We start from the raw sequence: 16,700 nt of genomic DNA, 5'->3' as shown, positions 1-16,700 counted from the left end.
GTGCACACTATTGAGTTCTCAAAGACCAGACACCACCCGTCACCCCCAACCAAGAGAGCTCCGAACAGCAACCTGTCCAACTTACCACATGATCTGTGGTGAGAAGCGCATGTAAATGAGCCGGACCGTTTCAGTCCGGCTGCGTCGCGCTGACAAGGGAATACATTACGGCTATCCCGGCGACCGGGCAACACGCGCTCGTATCCCGGGCGTGTTGCCGCAGGAATCCGCCGATTCACCCGCACGACACCAGACCGACACCCGCGCTTCCCCACCGCTCCACCGCACGAGAAACCGGCAAAACCCGCCGATATGCCGGTTTTCCGGGCGCGTCGCGCACGCTCTACGGTGCTTCTCGCCCAGATGCACGACAGCGCCGCCCCTCCGGAGAAGGGCGGCGCTCACGAGGCACGACGTGCGGGCGGGCCGGCGGTCACTCCACGAAGGCGACGGCTCGAATCGGCGACCCGTCCCCCTGCGCGAGGTGCAGGGGAAGCAGAGACATCTCGACGACCTCCGGCAACGATGTCAGCCGCGCGAGGTTCTCGATGATGACCCCGTCGCCCCCGAGCCAGAACTCGTGGACAGGCATGCCTGCCGCCGCATCGTCGCCGGAAGTCGGGTCCGGGCTGAAGCAGTCGATGCCGAGCACGCGCGCCCCGCGCTCCCAGAGCACGCGCGCGAGTTCGAGCGAGATCGACGGGTGCGCCTCCGCGGCTGGCCCGCCGAAGTGCACGTCCCACCCGGTGGCGACGCAGACGATCGGCGGCAGGTGATCCGGAATCGCCGCCGCGAGCCGGTCCAGGGTGATCGACTCCCCCGCCGCAGCAGTCGAAGGCCCCACGCGCAGCACGCGCGCCGGGCCCACCAGCAGTTCCAGGGAGATCTCGTCGACGGTGCGACCGCCGTCGATCGAGTGCGCGGGTGCGTCGAGGTGCGTGCCGGTGTGCGTCCCCATGTCGAGACGCGCCACCGCCACTCCATCTGCCCCGACGGTGAGTGCCGGGGAGATCACGACCGAGGGGTCGCCCGGGTAGACCGGCATACCGGTCGTCACCGGGTGACTCAGGTCGACGATTACCACGTCAGTTGCCGAGCCGCAGCGCGGCGGTCTCGTCGGCGCCGTCGAGCAGGTGCCCGGTCGGGTGCGAGTCACGGGGGTCGACGAGGCCGAGCGCGCCGCGTCGGCCGATCCCGAGCATCAACCCGAGATACAGCCCGAAGCTGATGACGAACGCCGGGATGTTCGCCCCGATCGGGCTCGGGGCGACGTACGCGAGCACGTACGAGAGCACGGCGCCGACGACCCAGACGATCACGGCGATCCAGTTGACGCCCCCGCGGTACCAGTAGCGGCTCTCGGGCCGCTCGTGCAGGATCTGGCGCGAGTACCCCCGCCGCTTCAGCAGGTAGTAGTCGGCGATCATGATCGCGAAGACCGGCACGAAGAACGCGCTGATGATGAAGAGGAAGTCGGTGAACTGGTTCAGCAGTCCGAGGAAGGTCGAGCCGATGATCGAGACGATGCCGAGCACGATCGCCGTGGGCAGGAAGCGCAGGTGCCACTTCGACTGAGCGTTCACCACCGATGTGACCATGCCAAAGACGACCATCGTGTTCGTCGCCATGACCGAGAGGAAGATCGCGATGCCGAGCGGCCAGCCGAACTCGGCGACGATGACAGACGGGTCGAACGGCGTCGCCTCGTGCCCGCGAAGCAGCACGGCGCTGAAGGCGACGAGGCCCAGGAACATCGCGATGCTCGTCGAAAGGGTGTAGCCGATGCCCGAGCCGACGATGCCGGCGGTGCTGCTCTTCGCGTGCCGATTCATATCGGCGGAGAGCACGGTCCAGGAGATCGCCGTGGCGATCACCATGTCGAGCGTGATGAACGGGGTGCCCCCGAGCGAGGCGTCGACGGGAAGCGCGGCGAATTCGCCGGGGCTGAATGAGGTGAATGCGGCCGTGAACACGAAACCCATGACGATGAGGATCGCAAGGGCGAGCCACGGCTCCACGCGCGAGATGCCCGTGTGCCCGAAGATCGCGAGCACGACGACGATCGCCTGGCACAGCGCGGAGAACAGCATCGGGTTCGAGAACCCCGTCGCCTCGTGCACCAGGTAGTTCACGGTGACGCCGGCGAGCATGGCCTGCACCCAGCTCCATCCCATGAGGATGATGAGATTCGCCGCCGCCGGGAGGATGCTCCCGCGAATACCGAATGAGCCTCGGGTGAGCGCCATCGTCGGGAGCCCGGTGCGCGTGCCCATGTTGCCGATGAGCACGAGCACGACCACGCCGATCAGGGTGCCCACGACGATCATGGCGCTCGCGGTGCCGAACGAGACCGACGGCGTGAAGAGCGTTCCGGTCAGGAGGGTCGTGACCACGAGGTTCGCGGCGAGCCAGATCATGCCGATGTGCAGCAGGGACTGGGTGCCGCGCACGGGGCCGGCCGATTCGTGCTGGCCGTCGAGGTTGACGGCCATGGTCTCCGGACTGGTCATGATCAGAGCGCCGTATCGATCGCAGCGGCGGCCGGAGCGGGCACGGTGGAGAGGTGCTCGTGGATCGCGATCAGCCCGTCCGGCTGATCGGCGTCGGCACGGAAGACGATGCTCTCCCGCTCGACGTACGAGTCGGGGCCCTCGGCGGATTCGATGCTGGTCGAGACCGTGTGGCTGAAGACCGCGCCGCCGGGGAAGGTCTGCACGAGGCGGTCGGTCGAGGTGCAGGAGGTGACTCGCCACCCCGATGCGACCCATCCGCTCCAGAGCGCTTCGTATTCGGCGCGCGAATCGAGTCGCGCGGCTTCGGGGTGGAAGACGAAGCTGGCGTCGGCCGCGAACCCGGCGAAGTACGCCTCGGTGTCGGTCGCGGCGAATGCTTCGATGATGGCGTCGGCCGCGGCGAGCACGGCTGCCTGGTCCGGGATGTGCATGGGGGCCTCCATTGGCGTGGGCTGGGGTGGGAGAGGGTGTCGGAGAGTTGGCGGGGCGAGGCGGATCGCTTCGACCCGCCCCGCCTGCGCGGTTCCGGGCCGGTCAGTCGCGCGCGGCCATGGCGCTCACCAGTTCGTAGACGACGTGGCTGGCGGCGACCGCGGTGATCTGCGCGTGATCGTAGGCCGGCGCGACCTCGACCACGTCGGCGCCGACGATGTGCAGATCGGCGAGCCCGCGGATCAGGCGAAGCATCTCGCGGCTCGTGAGCCCGCCGGCCTCGGGCGTGCCGGTGCCCGGGGCGTGAGCCGGATCCAGCACGTCGATGTCGATCGAGATGTAGAGCGGCTTGTCGCCGACGCGCGCACGGATCTTCTCGAGCGCCGCGGGAATGCCGTGCTCCTCGACGAACTCGCTGGTGACGATCTGGAAGCCGAGCTTCACGTCGTCCTCGAGGTCGCTCTTGCCGTAGAGCGGGCCGCGGGTGCCGCCGTGCATGGAGGCCGTGAGGTCGATGAGGCCCTCTTCGGAGGCACGGCGGAAGGGGGTGCCGTGCGTGGTGGGGGCGCCGAAGTAGGTATCCCACGTGTCGAGGTGCGCATCGAAGTGCAGCACGGCGACGGGGCCGTGCTTCTTGTTGATCGCGCGCAGCAGCGGGAGCGCGATGGTGTGGTCGCCGCCGATCGTCACGATCTTGTCTACCTGCTCGCCGAGCTCGGTCGCGGCCTCTTCGACCTGGCGCACGGCTTCGTCGAGGCTGAAGGGATTCGCGACGATGTCACCGGCGTCGACCACCTGCTTGACGTTGAACGGCGAGACGTCCTGCGCCGGGTTGTAGGGGCGGAGCAGGCGCGATGCCTCGCGCACGTGCGAGGGGCCGAAGCGCGCGCCGGGACGGAAGCTCACGCCCGAGTCGAACGGCACGCCCACGACGGCGATGTCGGCGGCCGGAACGTCTTCGATGCGGGGAAGCTTCGCGAAGGTGGCGGTGCCCGCGTAGCGGGGGGTCTGGCTCGCGTCGACGGGGCCCTGGGGCGTGTGAGAGGTCACGATGCGACTCGTCCTTCCAAAGTTTTCTATAGGTAAACAAGTGAGTCCTGTAGGTGAACTCGCATTCACTCTAGACTGGGGGTCGCAGAGAGGTCAACGGGAAGGGCGGCACGCATGCGACCGATCCACCCGACCGCAGCCGTCGAGGCGATCCGCATCGGGGCGAAGCTCCGCTCCTCCCGGCTCGCGCAGGGGCTCACCCTCGAGCAGCTCGCGCAGGCGACGGGTCTGACGAAGGGATTCATCAGCCGCGTCGAGCGCGACGACACGATGCCGAGCGTGCCGACGCTCGTGCAGCTCTGCCAGGCGCTCTCCCTGCCGATCGGCAACCTCTTCGAGGAGCCCGAGCTGCAGCTCATCCCCCTCGACACCGCGCCCGCGATCAACATGGGCGGCACCGGCGCCGACGAGCGTCTCGTCACGCCCCGGTCAGAGGATCGGGTGCAGGTGCTGCGCTCGACGCTCGCCCCGAACGCGAGCGGAGGCGATCAGCTCTACACCGTCAACTGCAGCCTCGAATCGCTGCACGTCGTCTCCGGCGAGCTCGAGATCACCTTCGCGGATCGCCAGGTCGCCCTGCAGAGCGGCGACACCCTGACCTTCCCCGGCCGCACGCCCCATACCTGGAGCGCCGGGGCAGCGGGTGCCGAGGCCGTGTGGGTGCTCGTACCGGCCGCCTGGAGCGGTTCAGCCTGAATCGGGTGGGCGGATCCGGAACCGCGGCGGCCCGGGATCATGCGGCCCGAGGTCACTCACGGCCCCCGGAGGCACGGCCCTGGGGCTACGAGAGCGCAGTTCGGCACCGTCCCGTCAGAGGATCGGTGCCGAACTGCGCTCTCGAGCGGGGTGCGCGCGGTTACTCCTCGAAGAGGATCACGCTGCGCGTGCGCTCCCCGCGTCGCATCGCGTCGAACGCCTCGTTGACCTCGTCGAGGCCCACCCGCGCGCTGATGAGTTCGTCGAGGGGCAGCGCGCCCGACAGGTACGCACCCGCGACGCGAGGGAAATCCCGGGCGGGCACGAGCCCGCCGTAGTTCGAGCCGATGATGGTCTTGCCCTCGTACGCGAGCAGCAGACCGTCGACCTCCACCTTCTGCCCCTCCGGCGGCAGTCCGACGAACACGGCTCTGCCGCCGGGGCGGATCAACTCGGGGAGCTGCTGCATCGTCTGGACGCGCCCGATGGCTTCGAAGGCGACGTCCGCGCCGCCGTTTGTGGCGCTGCGTACCTGCTCCGCGAGATCGGGGCCGCTGAGCAGCGTGCGCGTCGCGCCCGCGCGCTCGGCTTCGGCGAGCTTCGCCTCGGAGACGTCGACCGCGACGATCGGGTTCGCACCCGCGAGGCGCAGCGCGGAGATGATCGACAGCCCCACGCCTCCCGCGCCGACAACGACGACGGATTCCCCGGCGACCACGCGCGCGTTGTTCACCACCGCTCCGTATCCGGTGCCGACCGAGCAGCCGATCAGGCTCGCCACGTCGAACGGCACGCGCTCGTCGATCTTGATCGCCGCGAACTCGGGCACGACAATGGCTTCGGCCATCGCACCGGTGGCGAGGTACGGGTACGCGGCCGAGCCGTTCTCACCATCGCTCCACCGTGTCGAGCCGTCGGGCAGCAGCGAGTCGTTCGACTTCGCCCGGGTGCACGCCCAGGGCTTCCCCCCGGTGCACTCCTCGCACCGCTGGCACGCCTGGTGCCAGGCGATGACGACGTGATCGCCGACCTCGAGCCCGCGCACACCCGCTCCCACCGCCTCGACGACTCCGGCCGCCTCGTGGCCCATGACCGCGGGAAGCGGCACCTGCCACTCGCCGTCGAGTACGTGCCGATCCGACCCGCACACCCCGGCCGCGCGCACCGCGACGCGCACCTCGCCGTGCTCGGGGGCCGCCAGTGTCAGGGTTTCGACCGACAGGCGGTCACCGTCGGTGCCGCGGAACACGGCCGCCCGCACCTGCATCGCCTCGGTCATCTCTACTTCCTTCCGGCGGCCGCGAATGGATCGGTCTGGCCGTACGCACCGCGGCCGCGGCGCACGTAGAGCAGCCAGTTGAGGGTGAGGTACACCGCGATCGCGATGACGACGGTCGGAACGGTGGCCGTCGCGTACCGGAAGATCGGCAGCGTCTCGAGGGTGATCGGGTTGTAGACCCAGAGGTAGAAGATCGAGGCGACCGCGACCGACAGCATGGCGGCGAGGTTGACTCCGCCGGTGAAGCGCAGCGGATCCTCCGGCCCGCTGGCGTACAGCGCGCGCATCGGCACATTCTGCCGCCGCAGGATCAGGTAGTCGGCGATGATCACGCCGCAGATCGCGGCGATGAACGCCCCGGAGATCACGACGAACGTCATGAACTGCCCGTACATGAAGCTCGGGAACAGCGCGAGCACCGCCGGGAAGAACAGGAAGACCGCGCAGAGCGCCGGCCACCGGAGCCTCGCGAGCACCCGCCCGCTCGACTGCTTGATGGCGAGCACCGTCGAGTACGCGATGGACGCCATGCTGGTGACGTTCGCGAAGCCGACGAAGAGCAGCGTGAGGATGCCGAGCACGGGCCCGCCGAGCGGCACCATCCAGGCCGTCGGGTCGGCGGCGCCGAGCATGAGTGCGGCGGCCATGCCGACGATCTGCGCGACCACGGTGCCGATGAAGATGCCGCCGTAGGCGGGCCACAAAGCCGCCTTCGGGCCGCGCGTCAGTCTGGCGAGCGTTCCCATGACGGGCCACCACGAGAGCCCCGCGCCGAGATTGAACTCGACGGCCATCGCGAAGTTCAGCGTCTCGTCTTCGAAGGGGGCGAGCGGCTCGGCCGCGAAGAGGTCGGTCCAGGAGTGCTGCGACATGAGGAGCACCATCATGAGCGCCACGATGACGAGGAGCCCGGGAGCGACGAAGCGGTTCAGCTTGCTGATCGCGACCGGGCCGCGGGAGAGCAGGAACCAGCCTGCGAGGATCGCCGCGAGCGCGAAGACGGTGACGACCGGACCCTCCACGTCGAATCCCGTACCGAACGCCTGATTCGATATCTCCGTGAAGGCACGACCGAACATGATGCCGAGGAGCGAGCTCCACCCCATCTCGGTGACGAGCACGACCGTGAACACGACGATGGCGACCCCGACCGCGCCGAAGACCGACTTCAGCGCGCGATACTGCTCGACGCCGAGGCGCTGACTGAGCAGCACGCTGCCGAGCACCATGATGGCGAGCCCGAGCGTGTTGCCGAGCAGCATCGCGGCGATGCCGTCGCCGAAGCCGACGAGCAGCACGGTCGAACCGCCCGTGAGGAACGCCCAGGTCGCGATCGCCAGACTCAGCGTGACCCAGCTGAAGTCGGCGGCTCGCCACGTGCGCTCGCTCTTGGTGAGCGGGAGCGAGCCGAAGGTCGCCTCCTCGGCGACGGCGGCTTCGACGCGCACCGCCTGCGTCTCGGTGAGTTCGGCGGCGGATTCAGACGTGCGCCCGCGCGCGGAGCCGCTCACAGCGCACCCGCGATCCACGACCCGACCGCGATGACGCCGACGACGCCGAGGAAGAGCGCCAGGCTGCCTCCCCCGAGCTTCGCGTGCACCGGATCGCCGGCCTCGTGCGTGTCGATGTGCGTCAGGCGTCGCTCGAGCTCTTCGGCGAGCCGAGTATCTGCGTTCATGGGACAGACCTCCTTGTGTATCCGTTCGATCCCGCTTCCGCTCCCGCGGAGAACGCAGCAAGCCTAGGCGACGCCCGCACATTTCGTTTGCTCCGTTCCTCCCCGACTGCACAGATGCACCGTGCATCGTCCGATCGCGCGCGAGCGCAGTAGAATTGCGCCGTTCAGATGCGAATCTGCGCAGTCGGCATCAAGGGAATGCGGAGGCAGGAGTGGAGACGTCGGGCGAACCGGCCGAGCTGAGACGGCGCGTGCTGCGCGGCCTGCGCGAGAACGGGCGTGCGAGCTACTCGCGGATCGCGCAGGAGCTCGGCGTGAGCCGTCGTCAGGTGACGCAGATCGTGCAGAGCGCGATCGCGCGGGGCGAGTTGCGGCTGACCGTCTCGATCAGCCCCGATCTCCTCGGGCTCGAGCGGTTCGCCTACCTGCAGCTCTCGGTGTCGGGGCCCATCGCGCCCGTGCGGACGGCACTCGTCGCGATGCCCGAGTCGACGTTCGTGGCCGACATCAGCGGGCACTACTCGATCGATGTCGAGGTGCGCGTCGGCGCCGACCCCCACCTGCGCACCACCGTCGACCGGGTCCGCGAGCTGCCCGGCGTGGAGGAGGTGCGCACGCACCTGTACGAGAGCATCGAGGTCAACCGCTACTCGCCGCTGCGCACCGGACGCACCTCATTCGTCGTCGACGCCGCCGACCGCGCGCTCGTGAGCCATCTGCAGCGGAACGGGCGCGCATCGTTCCGCGAGCTCGGAGAGGCCGCGGGAATCTCGCCGAGCGGCGCACGACTGCGCTTCGATCGTCTGACACGCAATGGAGCCGTGAAGGTCGTCGGCATTCCCGTGCGGGGCGCGCTGGCCGCCCCCGAGGGCGTCGGCGTCGCGGACCGGGTCGAGACGCCGTCGCTCGGGGTCGGCGTGAAGATCCAGGGCGGGATCGCGGCCGCACTCACCAGCGTCCGCTCCCTCGACCCCGAGTTCATCGCCACGACGATCGGCGACTACGACCTCATCGTCACGCTGTCGGCCGACAGCTACGAGGAGCTCCTCGACCAGGCCGACCGATTGCGCACGCTCCCGGAGGTCACCCGCATCGAGACCTGGGCGAACCTCAGAATCGTGAAGGAGCAGTACGGCGAGGGCGACCGGATCAGCGCCAGCCCGCGTACACCTCCGGACGGTGATCGCGCAGGTATTGCGCTCCCGCCCCGACCGACGGCCGCTCCGGGTCGGACGCCTCGGGATCCGGAACCTCCACGATGAGCAGTTCGGGTGCTGCACCCGCGGCGCCGAGCACCGCTCCCTCGAACCCGGCGACCACGCTCAGCCCCGCGAATATGCCGCCCGCATGGTCGGCATACGCCACGACCACTCGGTTCTCGGCGGCACGGGCCCGGACGAGCAGCTCGGGCACGTAGGCCGAGTCGCCGTCGATCGCGGTCGGCACGAGCAGCAGGTCGGCTCCGTGCGCCGCCGCGAACCGTGCCGGCTCCGGGAACTCGATGTCGTAGCAGATCTGGAAGGCGACCCGTCGGCCGTTCCATCCGGCGACGCGCGGGGGCTCGGATGCCGGGGTGAAGGCGAGGCGCTCGTCGGCACCCCAGAGGTGCACCTTCTCGTACCGCAGCACCTCGGCGCCCGTCGCATCCCACAGCCCCGCCGCGATCGCGAAGGTGCCGTCTTCTCGCGCGAGCGGGAACCCGGCGGCGACCGCGATTCCGGTCTCGCGCGCGATCGCGGCGAGCGCGCCCGGAAAGCCCGAGACGCGCTCAGCGCTCAGCCACTCGGCGAGCTCGACCGGCGCGTACCCGGTCACGAAGAGCTCCGGCGTGAGCAGCAGCGAGGCGCCTGCCTCCTGCGCATCGATCGCGGCCGCACGGATCGTCGCGAGGTTGGTCTCGGGCTCGAGCGGTGCGGCGGCCGCCTGCAGCAGTGCGATGCGCATCTCGAGCGCCTACTCGACCACGACGCCGGCGAGCGTCTTCTTGCCGCGGCGCAGCACCGCGACACCGCCGTGCAGCAGGTCGCCGCTCTCGAGCAGGCGATCCTCGGACTCGACTGCGATGTTGTTCACGTACACGCCACCCTGAGCGATGGCGCGCCGGGCCTCTCCGAGGCTCTTCACGAGCTCGGTGTCGACGAGGAGCTGCGCGACCGGAATGCCGATCGCGCCGGCCGCCTGTGCCAGCTCGGAGACGGCGCCGCGCAGCGACGGCTCGTCGAGCGCGGTCAGATCGCCGCGACCGAACAGCGCCTCGGAGGCGTCGATCGCGCCCTGCGCAGCGGCCGCACCGTGCACCAGCGTCGTCACCTCGAGCGCGAGGCGCTTCTGAGCGGCGCGCTTGAACGGCTCGGTCTCCACCTGCCGCGCGTACTCCTCGATCTCGGCGCGAGACAGGAACGTGAACACCTTGAGACGGTCGATCACGTCGGCGTCCGCCTGATTCAGCCAGAACTGGTAGAAGGTGTAGGGCGAGCACATCTCCGGGTTCAACCAGATGGCGTTGCCCTCGCTCTTGCCAAACTTCGTTCCGTCGGCGTTCGTGATCAGCGGCGTGCCGATGGCGTGCGCCGCGGCTCCCTCGACCTTGCGGATGAGCTCCGTGCCGCTCGTGAGATTGCCCCACTGGTCGCTGCCGCCCGACTGCAGCTTGCAGTCGTACTGGCGGTACAGTTCGAGGAAGTCGAGGCCCTGCAGAATCTGGTAGCTGAACTCGGTGTAGCTGATGCCCTCATCGGAGTTCAGACGCTTCGCGACGATGTCCTTCTTGATCATCGTGCCCACCCGGAAGTGCTTACCGATCTCGCGCAGGAAGTCGATCGCCGAGAGCGGAGCCGTCCAGTCGAGGTTGTTGACGAGGCGGGCGGCGTTCTCACCCTCGAAGCTCAGGTAGCGCGACACCTGCTGGCCGAGCGAGTCCACCCACTCCGCGACGGTCTCGCGCGAGTTGAGCACGCGCTCCGCCGTGGGGCGAGGGTCGCCGATGAGACCGGTGGATCCGCCGACGAGCCCGAGCGGCCGGTGGCCCCGCAGCTGGATGCGGCGCATGAGCAGCAGCTGGACGAGGTGCCCGAGGTGCAGGCTCGAGGCAGTCGGATCGAAGCCGCAGTAATACGCGAACGGCTCGCCCTCGAGCAGGTTCGACAGCGCCTCGGCGTCCGTCGACACGTGGATCAGCCCGCGCCACTCCAGCTCCTCCCACAGTGTGGAGAAGCTGTCGTCGTTGCGCTGGGCGGCCAGGATCTCGGTGCGATCGTTCAGTTCAGACACGCCTGTCATCGTACCGTTCCTATCGCGCGTGCGCCCGGAACTCCGCGATGCGCTCGCCGAGGCGGGCGAGCTGCTCGTCGACGCGAATACGCGCGGTGCCGCCGGCGCCGACACGGGAGTTCACGGATCCCTCGATGGTGAGCACCTCGCGCACCGCGGGGGTGAGGTGCTTCGAGACCGATGCGAGATCCTCGTCGCTCGGCTCGTGCAGTTCGAGCCCGCGCTCCTCGCAGTGGCGCACCAGCTCGCCCGAGATCTCGTGCGCGTCGCGGAAGATCACGCCCTGCTTCACCAGCCACTCGGCGACGTCGGTCGCCAGCGAGAACCCCTGCGGAGCGAGCTCGGCCATGCGTTCCGTGTTGAAGGTCATCGTCGCCACCATTCCGGTGAACGCCGGCAGCAGCACCTCGAGCTGGCCGACCGAGTCGAAGACGGGCTCCTTGTCCTCCTGCAGATCGCGGTTGTAGGCGAGGGGCAGGCCCTTCAGCGTCGCGAGCAGTCCGGTCAGGTTGCCGATGAGACGCCCCGACTTTCCGCGGGCGAGCTCGGCGATGTCGGGGTTCTTCTTCTGCGGCATGATGCTCGAACCGGTCGAGTAGCCGTCGTGCAGGCGAACGAACCCGAACTCCTTCGTGTTCCAGAGAATGATCTCCTCGGAGAACCGGGAGAGGTCGATGCCGATCTGCGCCGTGATGAAGGCGAACTCGGCGACGACGTCGCGGGCCGCGGTGCCGTCGATCGAGTTCTCGAGCGGATCGCCGAGGCCGAGCTCCGCCGCGACGAGGCGGGGGTCGAGGCCGAGCGAGGATCCCGCGAGCGCTCCGCCGCCGTACGGCGAGGCACCGGCGCGCGCCGCCCAATCGCGGAGGCGCTCGAGATTGCGCACGATGGGCCACGCGTGCGCAGCGAGCTGGTGCGCGAGCAGCACGGGCTGCGCGTGCTGCAGGTGCGTGCGACCGGGCAGGATCGCGTCGGGATGCGCGGCCGCCTGGTCGGCGATCGCGTCGAGCAGATCGAGCAGCATGCCGCGAATCACCGCGGCGTGGTCGAGCAGGTACAGACGCACCAGCGTCGCGATCTGGTCGTTGCGGCTGCGGCCGGCGCGCAGCTTGCCGCCGAGCTGCACACCGGTGATCTCGATGAGCAGGCGCTCGAGCGCCGAGTGCACGTCTTCGTCGTCGTCGCCGGGCACCGCGCGACCGTCGGCCACCCGCGCGGCGAGCTCGTCGAGCGCCGCCCGCATCTCGGTCAGCTCGTGCTCGGACAGGTACCCCGCTGCGGCGAGCGCCGTCGCGTGGGCCTTCGACCCGCGGATGTCGTACGGCGCGAGCACCCAGTCGAACTGCGTGGACTTCGACAGCGCGGCGAGGGCGGGCGCCGGCCCGCTGGCGAAGCGACCGCCCCACAGGGCTCCGCTCTCTCCGGCGCGGTTGCCGGTGATCCCGGCTTCTGCCTCGACTCCTGCGGCGTGCTCGTGTTCGTTCGTCATCATTCAGCTTCTCTCCGTATTACGCCTGCGCCAGCAGCCAGGTCATGAGCGCCTTCTGCGCGTGCACGCGGTTCTCCGCCTCGTCCCACACCACGCTCTGCGGGCCGTCGATCACCTCGGGGGCGACCTCGAACTCCCGGTACGCCGGAAGGCAGTGGAGGAAGACGGCGTCGCTCGCCGCATTCGCCATGAGCGCGGGGGTGACGCGGTACGGACCGAAGGTCTCGATGCGCGCGGCCTTCTCCGATTCCTGCCCCATCGACACCCAGGTGTCGGTGATCACGGCATCGGCTCCGGCGACGGCGAGCGCGGGGTCGGTGAAGATCTGCACGCTCCCCCCGGTGTCGGCTGCGATGCGTTCGGCGTCGGCCACGATGTCCGGCCGCGGATGGTGCCCCTCGGGCCCCGCGATGCGGATGTGCATTCCCGCCGTCGCGAAACCCAGCAGATAGGAGTGCCCCATGTTGTTCGCCGCGTCGCCGATGTAGGTCGCCGTCAGGCCCGCGAGTTCGCCCTTCCGCTCCTGGATGGTCTGCAGGTCGGCGAGAATCTGGCACGGGTGGAAGTCGTCGGAGAGCGAGTTGATGACCGGAACGCTCGCGTGATCCGCCATCTCGACGAGGCCCGCATGATCGAAGGTGCGCCACACGATGAGCGACACCATGCGCGAGAGCACCTTCGCGGTGTCGCCGATCGACTCCTTGACGCCGAGCTGCGCCTCCCCCGGGTTCACGATGATGGGCGACCCGCCGAGCTCGGCGATGCCGGCTGCGAAACTGAAGCGGGTGCGCGTCGACGTCTTGTCGAAGAAGACGGACACCGATCGGGGCCCTTCGAGCGGACGCTCCGCGAACGGCTCTCGCTTGAGGCGGGCGGCGAGTTCGAGAACGTCGCGCTGCTCGGCGGGGCTCAGATCGTCGTCACGGAGGAAATGTCGGGTCACCCGTATCAGTCTAGACGCGGGCGGACGAGCGTCGCGCCGGGGGTGTCTGGCTCGCGGCCGACCGCGGTAGGCTGAAACCGACCTGATGTGCACCCAGAGAGGCCCACAATGTTCAACAAGATCTTCGACGCCGTCGCACTCTTCTACGGCGTCGTCTTCATCGGTGCCGCGGCCGCGACGCTCGTGCTGGTGCTGATCTCCGCGGTCACCGGAGAATCGCCCATCGACTTCTCCGGTCAGCACTAGGTCTCCGACCCCTCACGATGAGCGAGCAGCTGCGAGTCGGAGACCGCGTGAGCTGGAACACCCCGCAGGGGCGCACGCACGGCGAGATCGTCGAGCAGAAGACGCGCGACTTCACGCACGACGGGCAGAAGTTCACGGCGTCCAGCGAGGAGCCGGCGTACATCGTGAAGTCCGAGAAGTCGGGCGCGACGGCAGCGCACCAGCGCTCAGCACTGCGCAAGCTCGCGAAGTAGCGTCGACGCGGTGAACAGGAGACCCACATGCGAGTAGCAGCCGCCTTCCTCGCCGACGCGGCGAACGTGCGCGAGGGGACGCTCGGTGTTCTCTCCGGTTTCATCAACACCATCAACCGCGAGGAGTACCCGGCCACCCTCGGCGCGACGCTCGTCGTGGTCGTCGAGTACGACGAGAACGAAGCTCGTCGCGGCGATCCGGATCGCGCCTTCCGCGCACGGTGCGAGCCCTCCGTCGGCGGGCCCGAGCTCTTCAACGTCGAAGGCACATTCAGCCTCGGCGGGGGCAACGACAGCTTCGGGTACATCCCGATGGTGTTCCCGCTCAACGAGGCCCGGGTGCCATCGCCGGGGAGCTACCGCATCATCTTCGAGGGCACCGGCCTCGAACGCGTCGATGTGCGCTTCTACGCGAACGCGACCTCCCTGCCGTCACTCGACGACGAGGGGTGACCGGGTCCCTGCTCGCTTCGGGCTCGCACTGCGACGTGGAAGAATCGACCCGTGACTGAACTCCCGCGCATCGTCGCCTTCGACCTCGACGACACCCTCGCACCCTCGAAATCCCCGCTCGACCCGCGCATGCTGACGGTGTTCACGCGGCTGCTCGAGCGTACGAACGTGGCCGTGATCTCGGGCGGCAACTTCCAGCAGTTCGAGTCGCAGCTGGTCTCGCAGCTCGACGCCGTCGAGAGCGTCACCGAGGAATCACTCGGAAGGCTGCACCTGCTCCCGACCTGCGGAACGCGCTACGAGCGACGCGAAGGCGGGCGCTGGGTGACGGTCTATCAGGAGGATCTCTCCGAGCAGGAGCGCCGCGACGCGCTGTGCGCGCTGCGCGAGGAGGCCGAGCGTCTGGAGCTCTGGGAGCGGGAGACGTGGGGCGAGATCCTCGAGGATCGCGGGTCTCAGATCACCTTCTCCGCTCTGGGCCAGCGCGCCCCCGTCGAGGCCAAGCACGCCTGGGACCCGACCGGCGCGAAGAAGAGCGCGCTGCGCGCTGCGGTCGCGGCCCGGCTGCCGCACCTGGAGGTGCGCAGCGGCGGTTCGACCTCGGTCGACATCACCCGGCGCGGCATCGACAAGGCGTACGGCATGCAGAAGCTCGTCGAGCACACGGGGGTTCCGCTCGACGACATGCTGTTCATCGGCGACCGGCTCGATGAGGATGGGAACGACTACCCCGTGCTCGCCCTCGGGGTCGCGTGTCACGCGGTCACCGGCTGGGCCGAGACCGCGGCCTACATCGAGGCGCTCATCGCCGAGTAGCGATGCCGCGCCGCTCGTGAGCGGTCAGTACAGTGCGCTATCTCTCCGGATAGCGCACTGTACTGACCTGTCACACGGACGTGTAGGCGCTCGCCCGGGTGAGGCCGAGCACCTCGGACGTGTGCGCGAGCGACGCCGCGGCGAGCTCGGGGTCGTTGTTGAGACCACCGGTCTTGAGTGCGGGGATGTTCTCGGCGAACACCGCCTCCCACGTGCTCGTGAACTGCTCGGGGAAGCACTTGCGCAGCACGCCGAGCATGGCGTAGACCGCGGTCGAAGCGCCGGGCGAGGCTCCGAGCAGACCCGAGATCGTTCCGTCGCCCCCCGTGATCACCTCGGTGCCGAACTGCAGGATGCCGCCCTTCTCGGGGTCGTTCTTCATCACCTGCACGCGCTGGCCGGCTTCGATCATCTCCCAGTCTTCGGTGCGCGCCGTCGGCATGTACTCGCGGAGCGTCTCCATCTGCTTCTCACGGCTCGCGAGAAGCTCGCCGAGCAGGTACTTCTCGAGGGAGAACTCGGTCAGGCCCACTTTGAGCATCGGCCCGAGGTTGTGCGGGCGGATCGACCCGGGGAGATCCCACCACGAGCCCTTCTTGAGGAAGTTCGGGCTGAACCCGGCGTAGGGCCCGAACAGGAGGCTCTCCTCGCCGTCGACGACGCGGGTGTCGAGGTGCGGCACGGACATCGGGGGCGCGCCGACCGCGGCCTTGCCGTAGACCTTCGCCTTGTGCTGGCGCACGATCTCGGGATTGCTCGTCTTCAGGAACTTGCCGCTGATCGGGAAGCCGCCGAAGCCCTTGATCTCGGGGATGCCCGAGGACTGCAGCAGCGAGAGCGCGCCACCTCCGGCCCCGACGAAGACGAACTTCGCGTTCACGATCGTGGTCGTGTACCCCGAGCGGTTGCGCACGTACACGTCCCAGGTGCCGTCGTCGAGGCGACGCAGCTTGCGCACCTCCGTGCCGACGCTCAGCCCGGCGCCCTCGGAGACGAGGTGCGAGATGAGCTGACGCGTGAGTGCGCCGAAGTCCACGTCGGTGCCGCTCTCCGAGCGCGTGGCGGCGAAGACCTCGTCCTTCGATCGACGATCGACGAGCAGGGGCGCCCATTCGGCGATCTGCTCGGGGTCTTCGCTGAACTCCATATCGGCGAAGAGCGGCTCGGTGCGCAGCAGCTCCCAGCGGCGGCGGAGGTAGTCGACGTTCTCGGCTCCGCGCACGAAGGTCATGTGCGGCGTCGCGTTGATGAACGACGACGGCTCGCCGAGGATCCCCTCCTGCACGAGCTTCGACCAGAACTGGCGCGAGAGCTGGAACTGCTCGTTGATGTCGATGGCCTTGGCGGGCGACAGGCTCCCGTCCTTGCCCTCGGGCATGTAGTTGAGCTCGCACAGGGCCGCGTGACCGGTGCCCGCGTTGTTCCACGCGTTGCTGCTCTCGGTCGCGACCTCGGTGCGGGACTCGAAGATCTCGATGGACCAATCGGGCTGGACCTGCTTGATCAGCGTGCCCAGCGTGGCGCTCATTACGCCGCCACCGATGAGGACGACGTCTACGGTGTTGTTGCTCACGATGTGCAAGTCTAGCTCGCTCTGCCGCC

At 68.8% G+C, this 16,700-nt stretch carries 18 protein-coding genes; 6 read left to right on the top strand and 12 right to left on the bottom strand.

From position 1 onward, the window contains the following. Window positions 1–433 precede the first annotated feature (433 nt). From PQI23_RS09210 to speB, 4 genes are all read right to left on the bottom strand, one after another. Complete coding sequence (locus PQI23_RS09210) at window positions 434–1,084, bottom strand: cyclase family protein (RefSeq protein WP_339973800.1); 651 nt, start codon at window positions 1,082–1,084, stop codon at window positions 434–436. A 1-nt stretch (window position 1,085) separates the two neighbouring features. Beyond that, entirely contained in the window at window positions 1,086–2,510 is a 1,425-nt protein-coding gene (locus tag PQI23_RS09205; protein WP_339973798.1) for a purine-cytosine permease family protein, read from the bottom strand. A 2-nt stretch (window positions 2,511–2,512) separates the two neighbouring features. Beyond that, complete coding sequence (locus tag PQI23_RS09200; RefSeq protein WP_339973796.1) at window positions 2,513–2,944, bottom strand: nuclear transport factor 2 family protein; 432 nt, start codon at window positions 2,942–2,944, stop codon at window positions 2,513–2,515. 103 nt (window positions 2,945–3,047) lie between these two features. Then, window positions 3,048–3,995 (bottom strand): agmatinase, encoded by a 948-nt coding sequence (gene speB / locus PQI23_RS09195; protein ID WP_339973794.1) that lies wholly within the window; start codon window positions 3,993–3,995, stop codon window positions 3,048–3,050. Between the two features lie 114 nt (window positions 3,996–4,109). Between speB and PQI23_RS09190 the strand changes: the two genes are divergently transcribed. Continuing rightward, window positions 4,110–4,691 (top strand): helix-turn-helix domain-containing protein, encoded by a 582-nt coding sequence (locus PQI23_RS09190; RefSeq protein WP_339973792.1) that lies wholly within the window; start codon window positions 4,110–4,112, stop codon window positions 4,689–4,691. A gap of 160 nt (window positions 4,692–4,851) precedes the next feature. Here PQI23_RS09190 and PQI23_RS09185 read toward each other — a convergent pair whose 3' ends face one another. Genes PQI23_RS09185 through PQI23_RS09175 form a run of 3 tightly spaced genes read right to left on the bottom strand, consistent with a single transcriptional unit; the run spans window position 4,852 to window position 7,648 of the window. Further along, window positions 4,852–5,970: an alcohol dehydrogenase catalytic domain-containing protein gene (locus PQI23_RS09185; RefSeq protein WP_339973790.1), complete on the bottom strand. Its 1,119-nt coding sequence runs from the start codon at window positions 5,968–5,970 to the stop codon at window positions 4,852–4,854. 2 nt (window positions 5,971–5,972) lie between these two features. Then, the gene (locus PQI23_RS09180) at window positions 5,973–7,481 is read right to left on the bottom strand and encodes a purine-cytosine permease family protein (protein ID WP_339973788.1); all 1,509 of its coding nucleotides are present in this window, start codon (window positions 7,479–7,481) and stop codon (window positions 5,973–5,975) included. After that, window positions 7,478–7,648: a hypothetical protein gene (locus PQI23_RS09175; RefSeq protein ID WP_339973786.1), complete on the bottom strand. Its 171-nt coding sequence runs from the start codon at window positions 7,646–7,648 to the stop codon at window positions 7,478–7,480. Before PQI23_RS09175 ends, PQI23_RS09180 begins: the two co-directional genes overlap by 4 nt. Before the next feature lie 212 nt (window positions 7,649–7,860). Between PQI23_RS09175 and PQI23_RS09170 the strand changes: the two genes are divergently transcribed. Then, window positions 7,861–8,910, top strand: coding sequence for an Lrp/AsnC family transcriptional regulator (locus PQI23_RS09170; RefSeq protein ID WP_339973784.1), 1,050 nt, complete (start codon window positions 7,861–7,863; stop codon window positions 8,908–8,910). Here the strand turns inward: PQI23_RS09170 and PQI23_RS09165 are convergent. The 4 genes from PQI23_RS09165 to argF are packed head-to-tail and all read right to left on the bottom strand — an operon-like array spanning window position 8,798 to window position 13,350. Next, window positions 8,798–9,592: a nitrilase-related carbon-nitrogen hydrolase gene (locus PQI23_RS09165; protein ID WP_339973782.1), complete on the bottom strand. Its 795-nt coding sequence runs from the start codon at window positions 9,590–9,592 to the stop codon at window positions 8,798–8,800. The two genes, PQI23_RS09170 and PQI23_RS09165, sit on opposite strands and share 113 nt — an antisense overlap. A gap of 9 nt (window positions 9,593–9,601) precedes the next feature. After that, window positions 9,602–10,927 (bottom strand): tyrosine--tRNA ligase, encoded by a 1,326-nt coding sequence (gene tyrS / locus PQI23_RS09160; RefSeq protein WP_339973780.1) that lies wholly within the window; start codon window positions 10,925–10,927, stop codon window positions 9,602–9,604. A gap of 10 nt (window positions 10,928–10,937) precedes the next feature. Further along, window positions 10,938–12,407 carry an argininosuccinate lyase gene (gene argH, locus PQI23_RS09155; protein ID WP_339973778.1) on the bottom strand — a complete coding sequence of 490 codons (1,470 nt, stop codon included), beginning with the start codon at window positions 12,405–12,407 and terminating at the stop codon, window positions 10,938–10,940. 19 nt (window positions 12,408–12,426) lie between these two features. Further along, complete coding sequence (gene argF, locus PQI23_RS09150) at window positions 12,427–13,350, bottom strand: ornithine carbamoyltransferase (RefSeq protein WP_339973776.1); 924 nt, start codon at window positions 13,348–13,350, stop codon at window positions 12,427–12,429. Between the two features lie 108 nt (window positions 13,351–13,458). Between argF and PQI23_RS09145 the strand changes: the two genes are divergently transcribed. Genes PQI23_RS09145 through PQI23_RS09130 form a run of 4 tightly spaced genes read left to right on the top strand, consistent with a single transcriptional unit; the run spans window position 13,459 to window position 15,098 of the window. Continuing rightward, window positions 13,459–13,596, top strand: coding sequence for a hypothetical protein (locus tag PQI23_RS09145; RefSeq protein ID WP_339973774.1), 138 nt, complete (start codon window positions 13,459–13,461; stop codon window positions 13,594–13,596). A 17-nt stretch (window positions 13,597–13,613) separates the two neighbouring features. Continuing rightward, window positions 13,614–13,829 (top strand): hypervirulence associated TUDOR domain-containing protein, encoded by a 216-nt coding sequence (locus PQI23_RS09140; RefSeq protein WP_339973773.1) that lies wholly within the window; start codon window positions 13,614–13,616, stop codon window positions 13,827–13,829. Between the two features lie 27 nt (window positions 13,830–13,856). Continuing rightward, window positions 13,857–14,282, top strand: coding sequence for a DUF6941 family protein (locus PQI23_RS09135; RefSeq protein WP_339973771.1), 426 nt, complete (start codon window positions 13,857–13,859; stop codon window positions 14,280–14,282). Window positions 14,283–14,333: 51 nt separating this feature from the next. Then, window positions 14,334–15,098: an HAD-IIB family hydrolase gene (locus tag PQI23_RS09130; protein ID WP_339973769.1), complete on the top strand. Its 765-nt coding sequence runs from the start codon at window positions 14,334–14,336 to the stop codon at window positions 15,096–15,098. Window positions 15,099–15,168: 70 nt separating this feature from the next. Here PQI23_RS09130 and PQI23_RS09125 read toward each other — a convergent pair whose 3' ends face one another. After that, complete coding sequence (locus tag PQI23_RS09125) at window positions 15,169–16,671, bottom strand: malate:quinone oxidoreductase (RefSeq protein ID WP_339973767.1); 1,503 nt, start codon at window positions 16,669–16,671, stop codon at window positions 15,169–15,171. Window positions 16,672–16,700 lie beyond the last annotated feature (29 nt).

This window comes from Leucobacter sp. USCH14 (genome assembly GCF_037619215.1).
GTDB lineage: Bacteria > Actinomycetota > Actinomycetes > Actinomycetales > Microbacteriaceae > Leucobacter.
The sequence above is the reverse complement of the archived record's forward strand: the minus strand, read 5'-3'. Positions and strand labels throughout refer to the sequence as shown.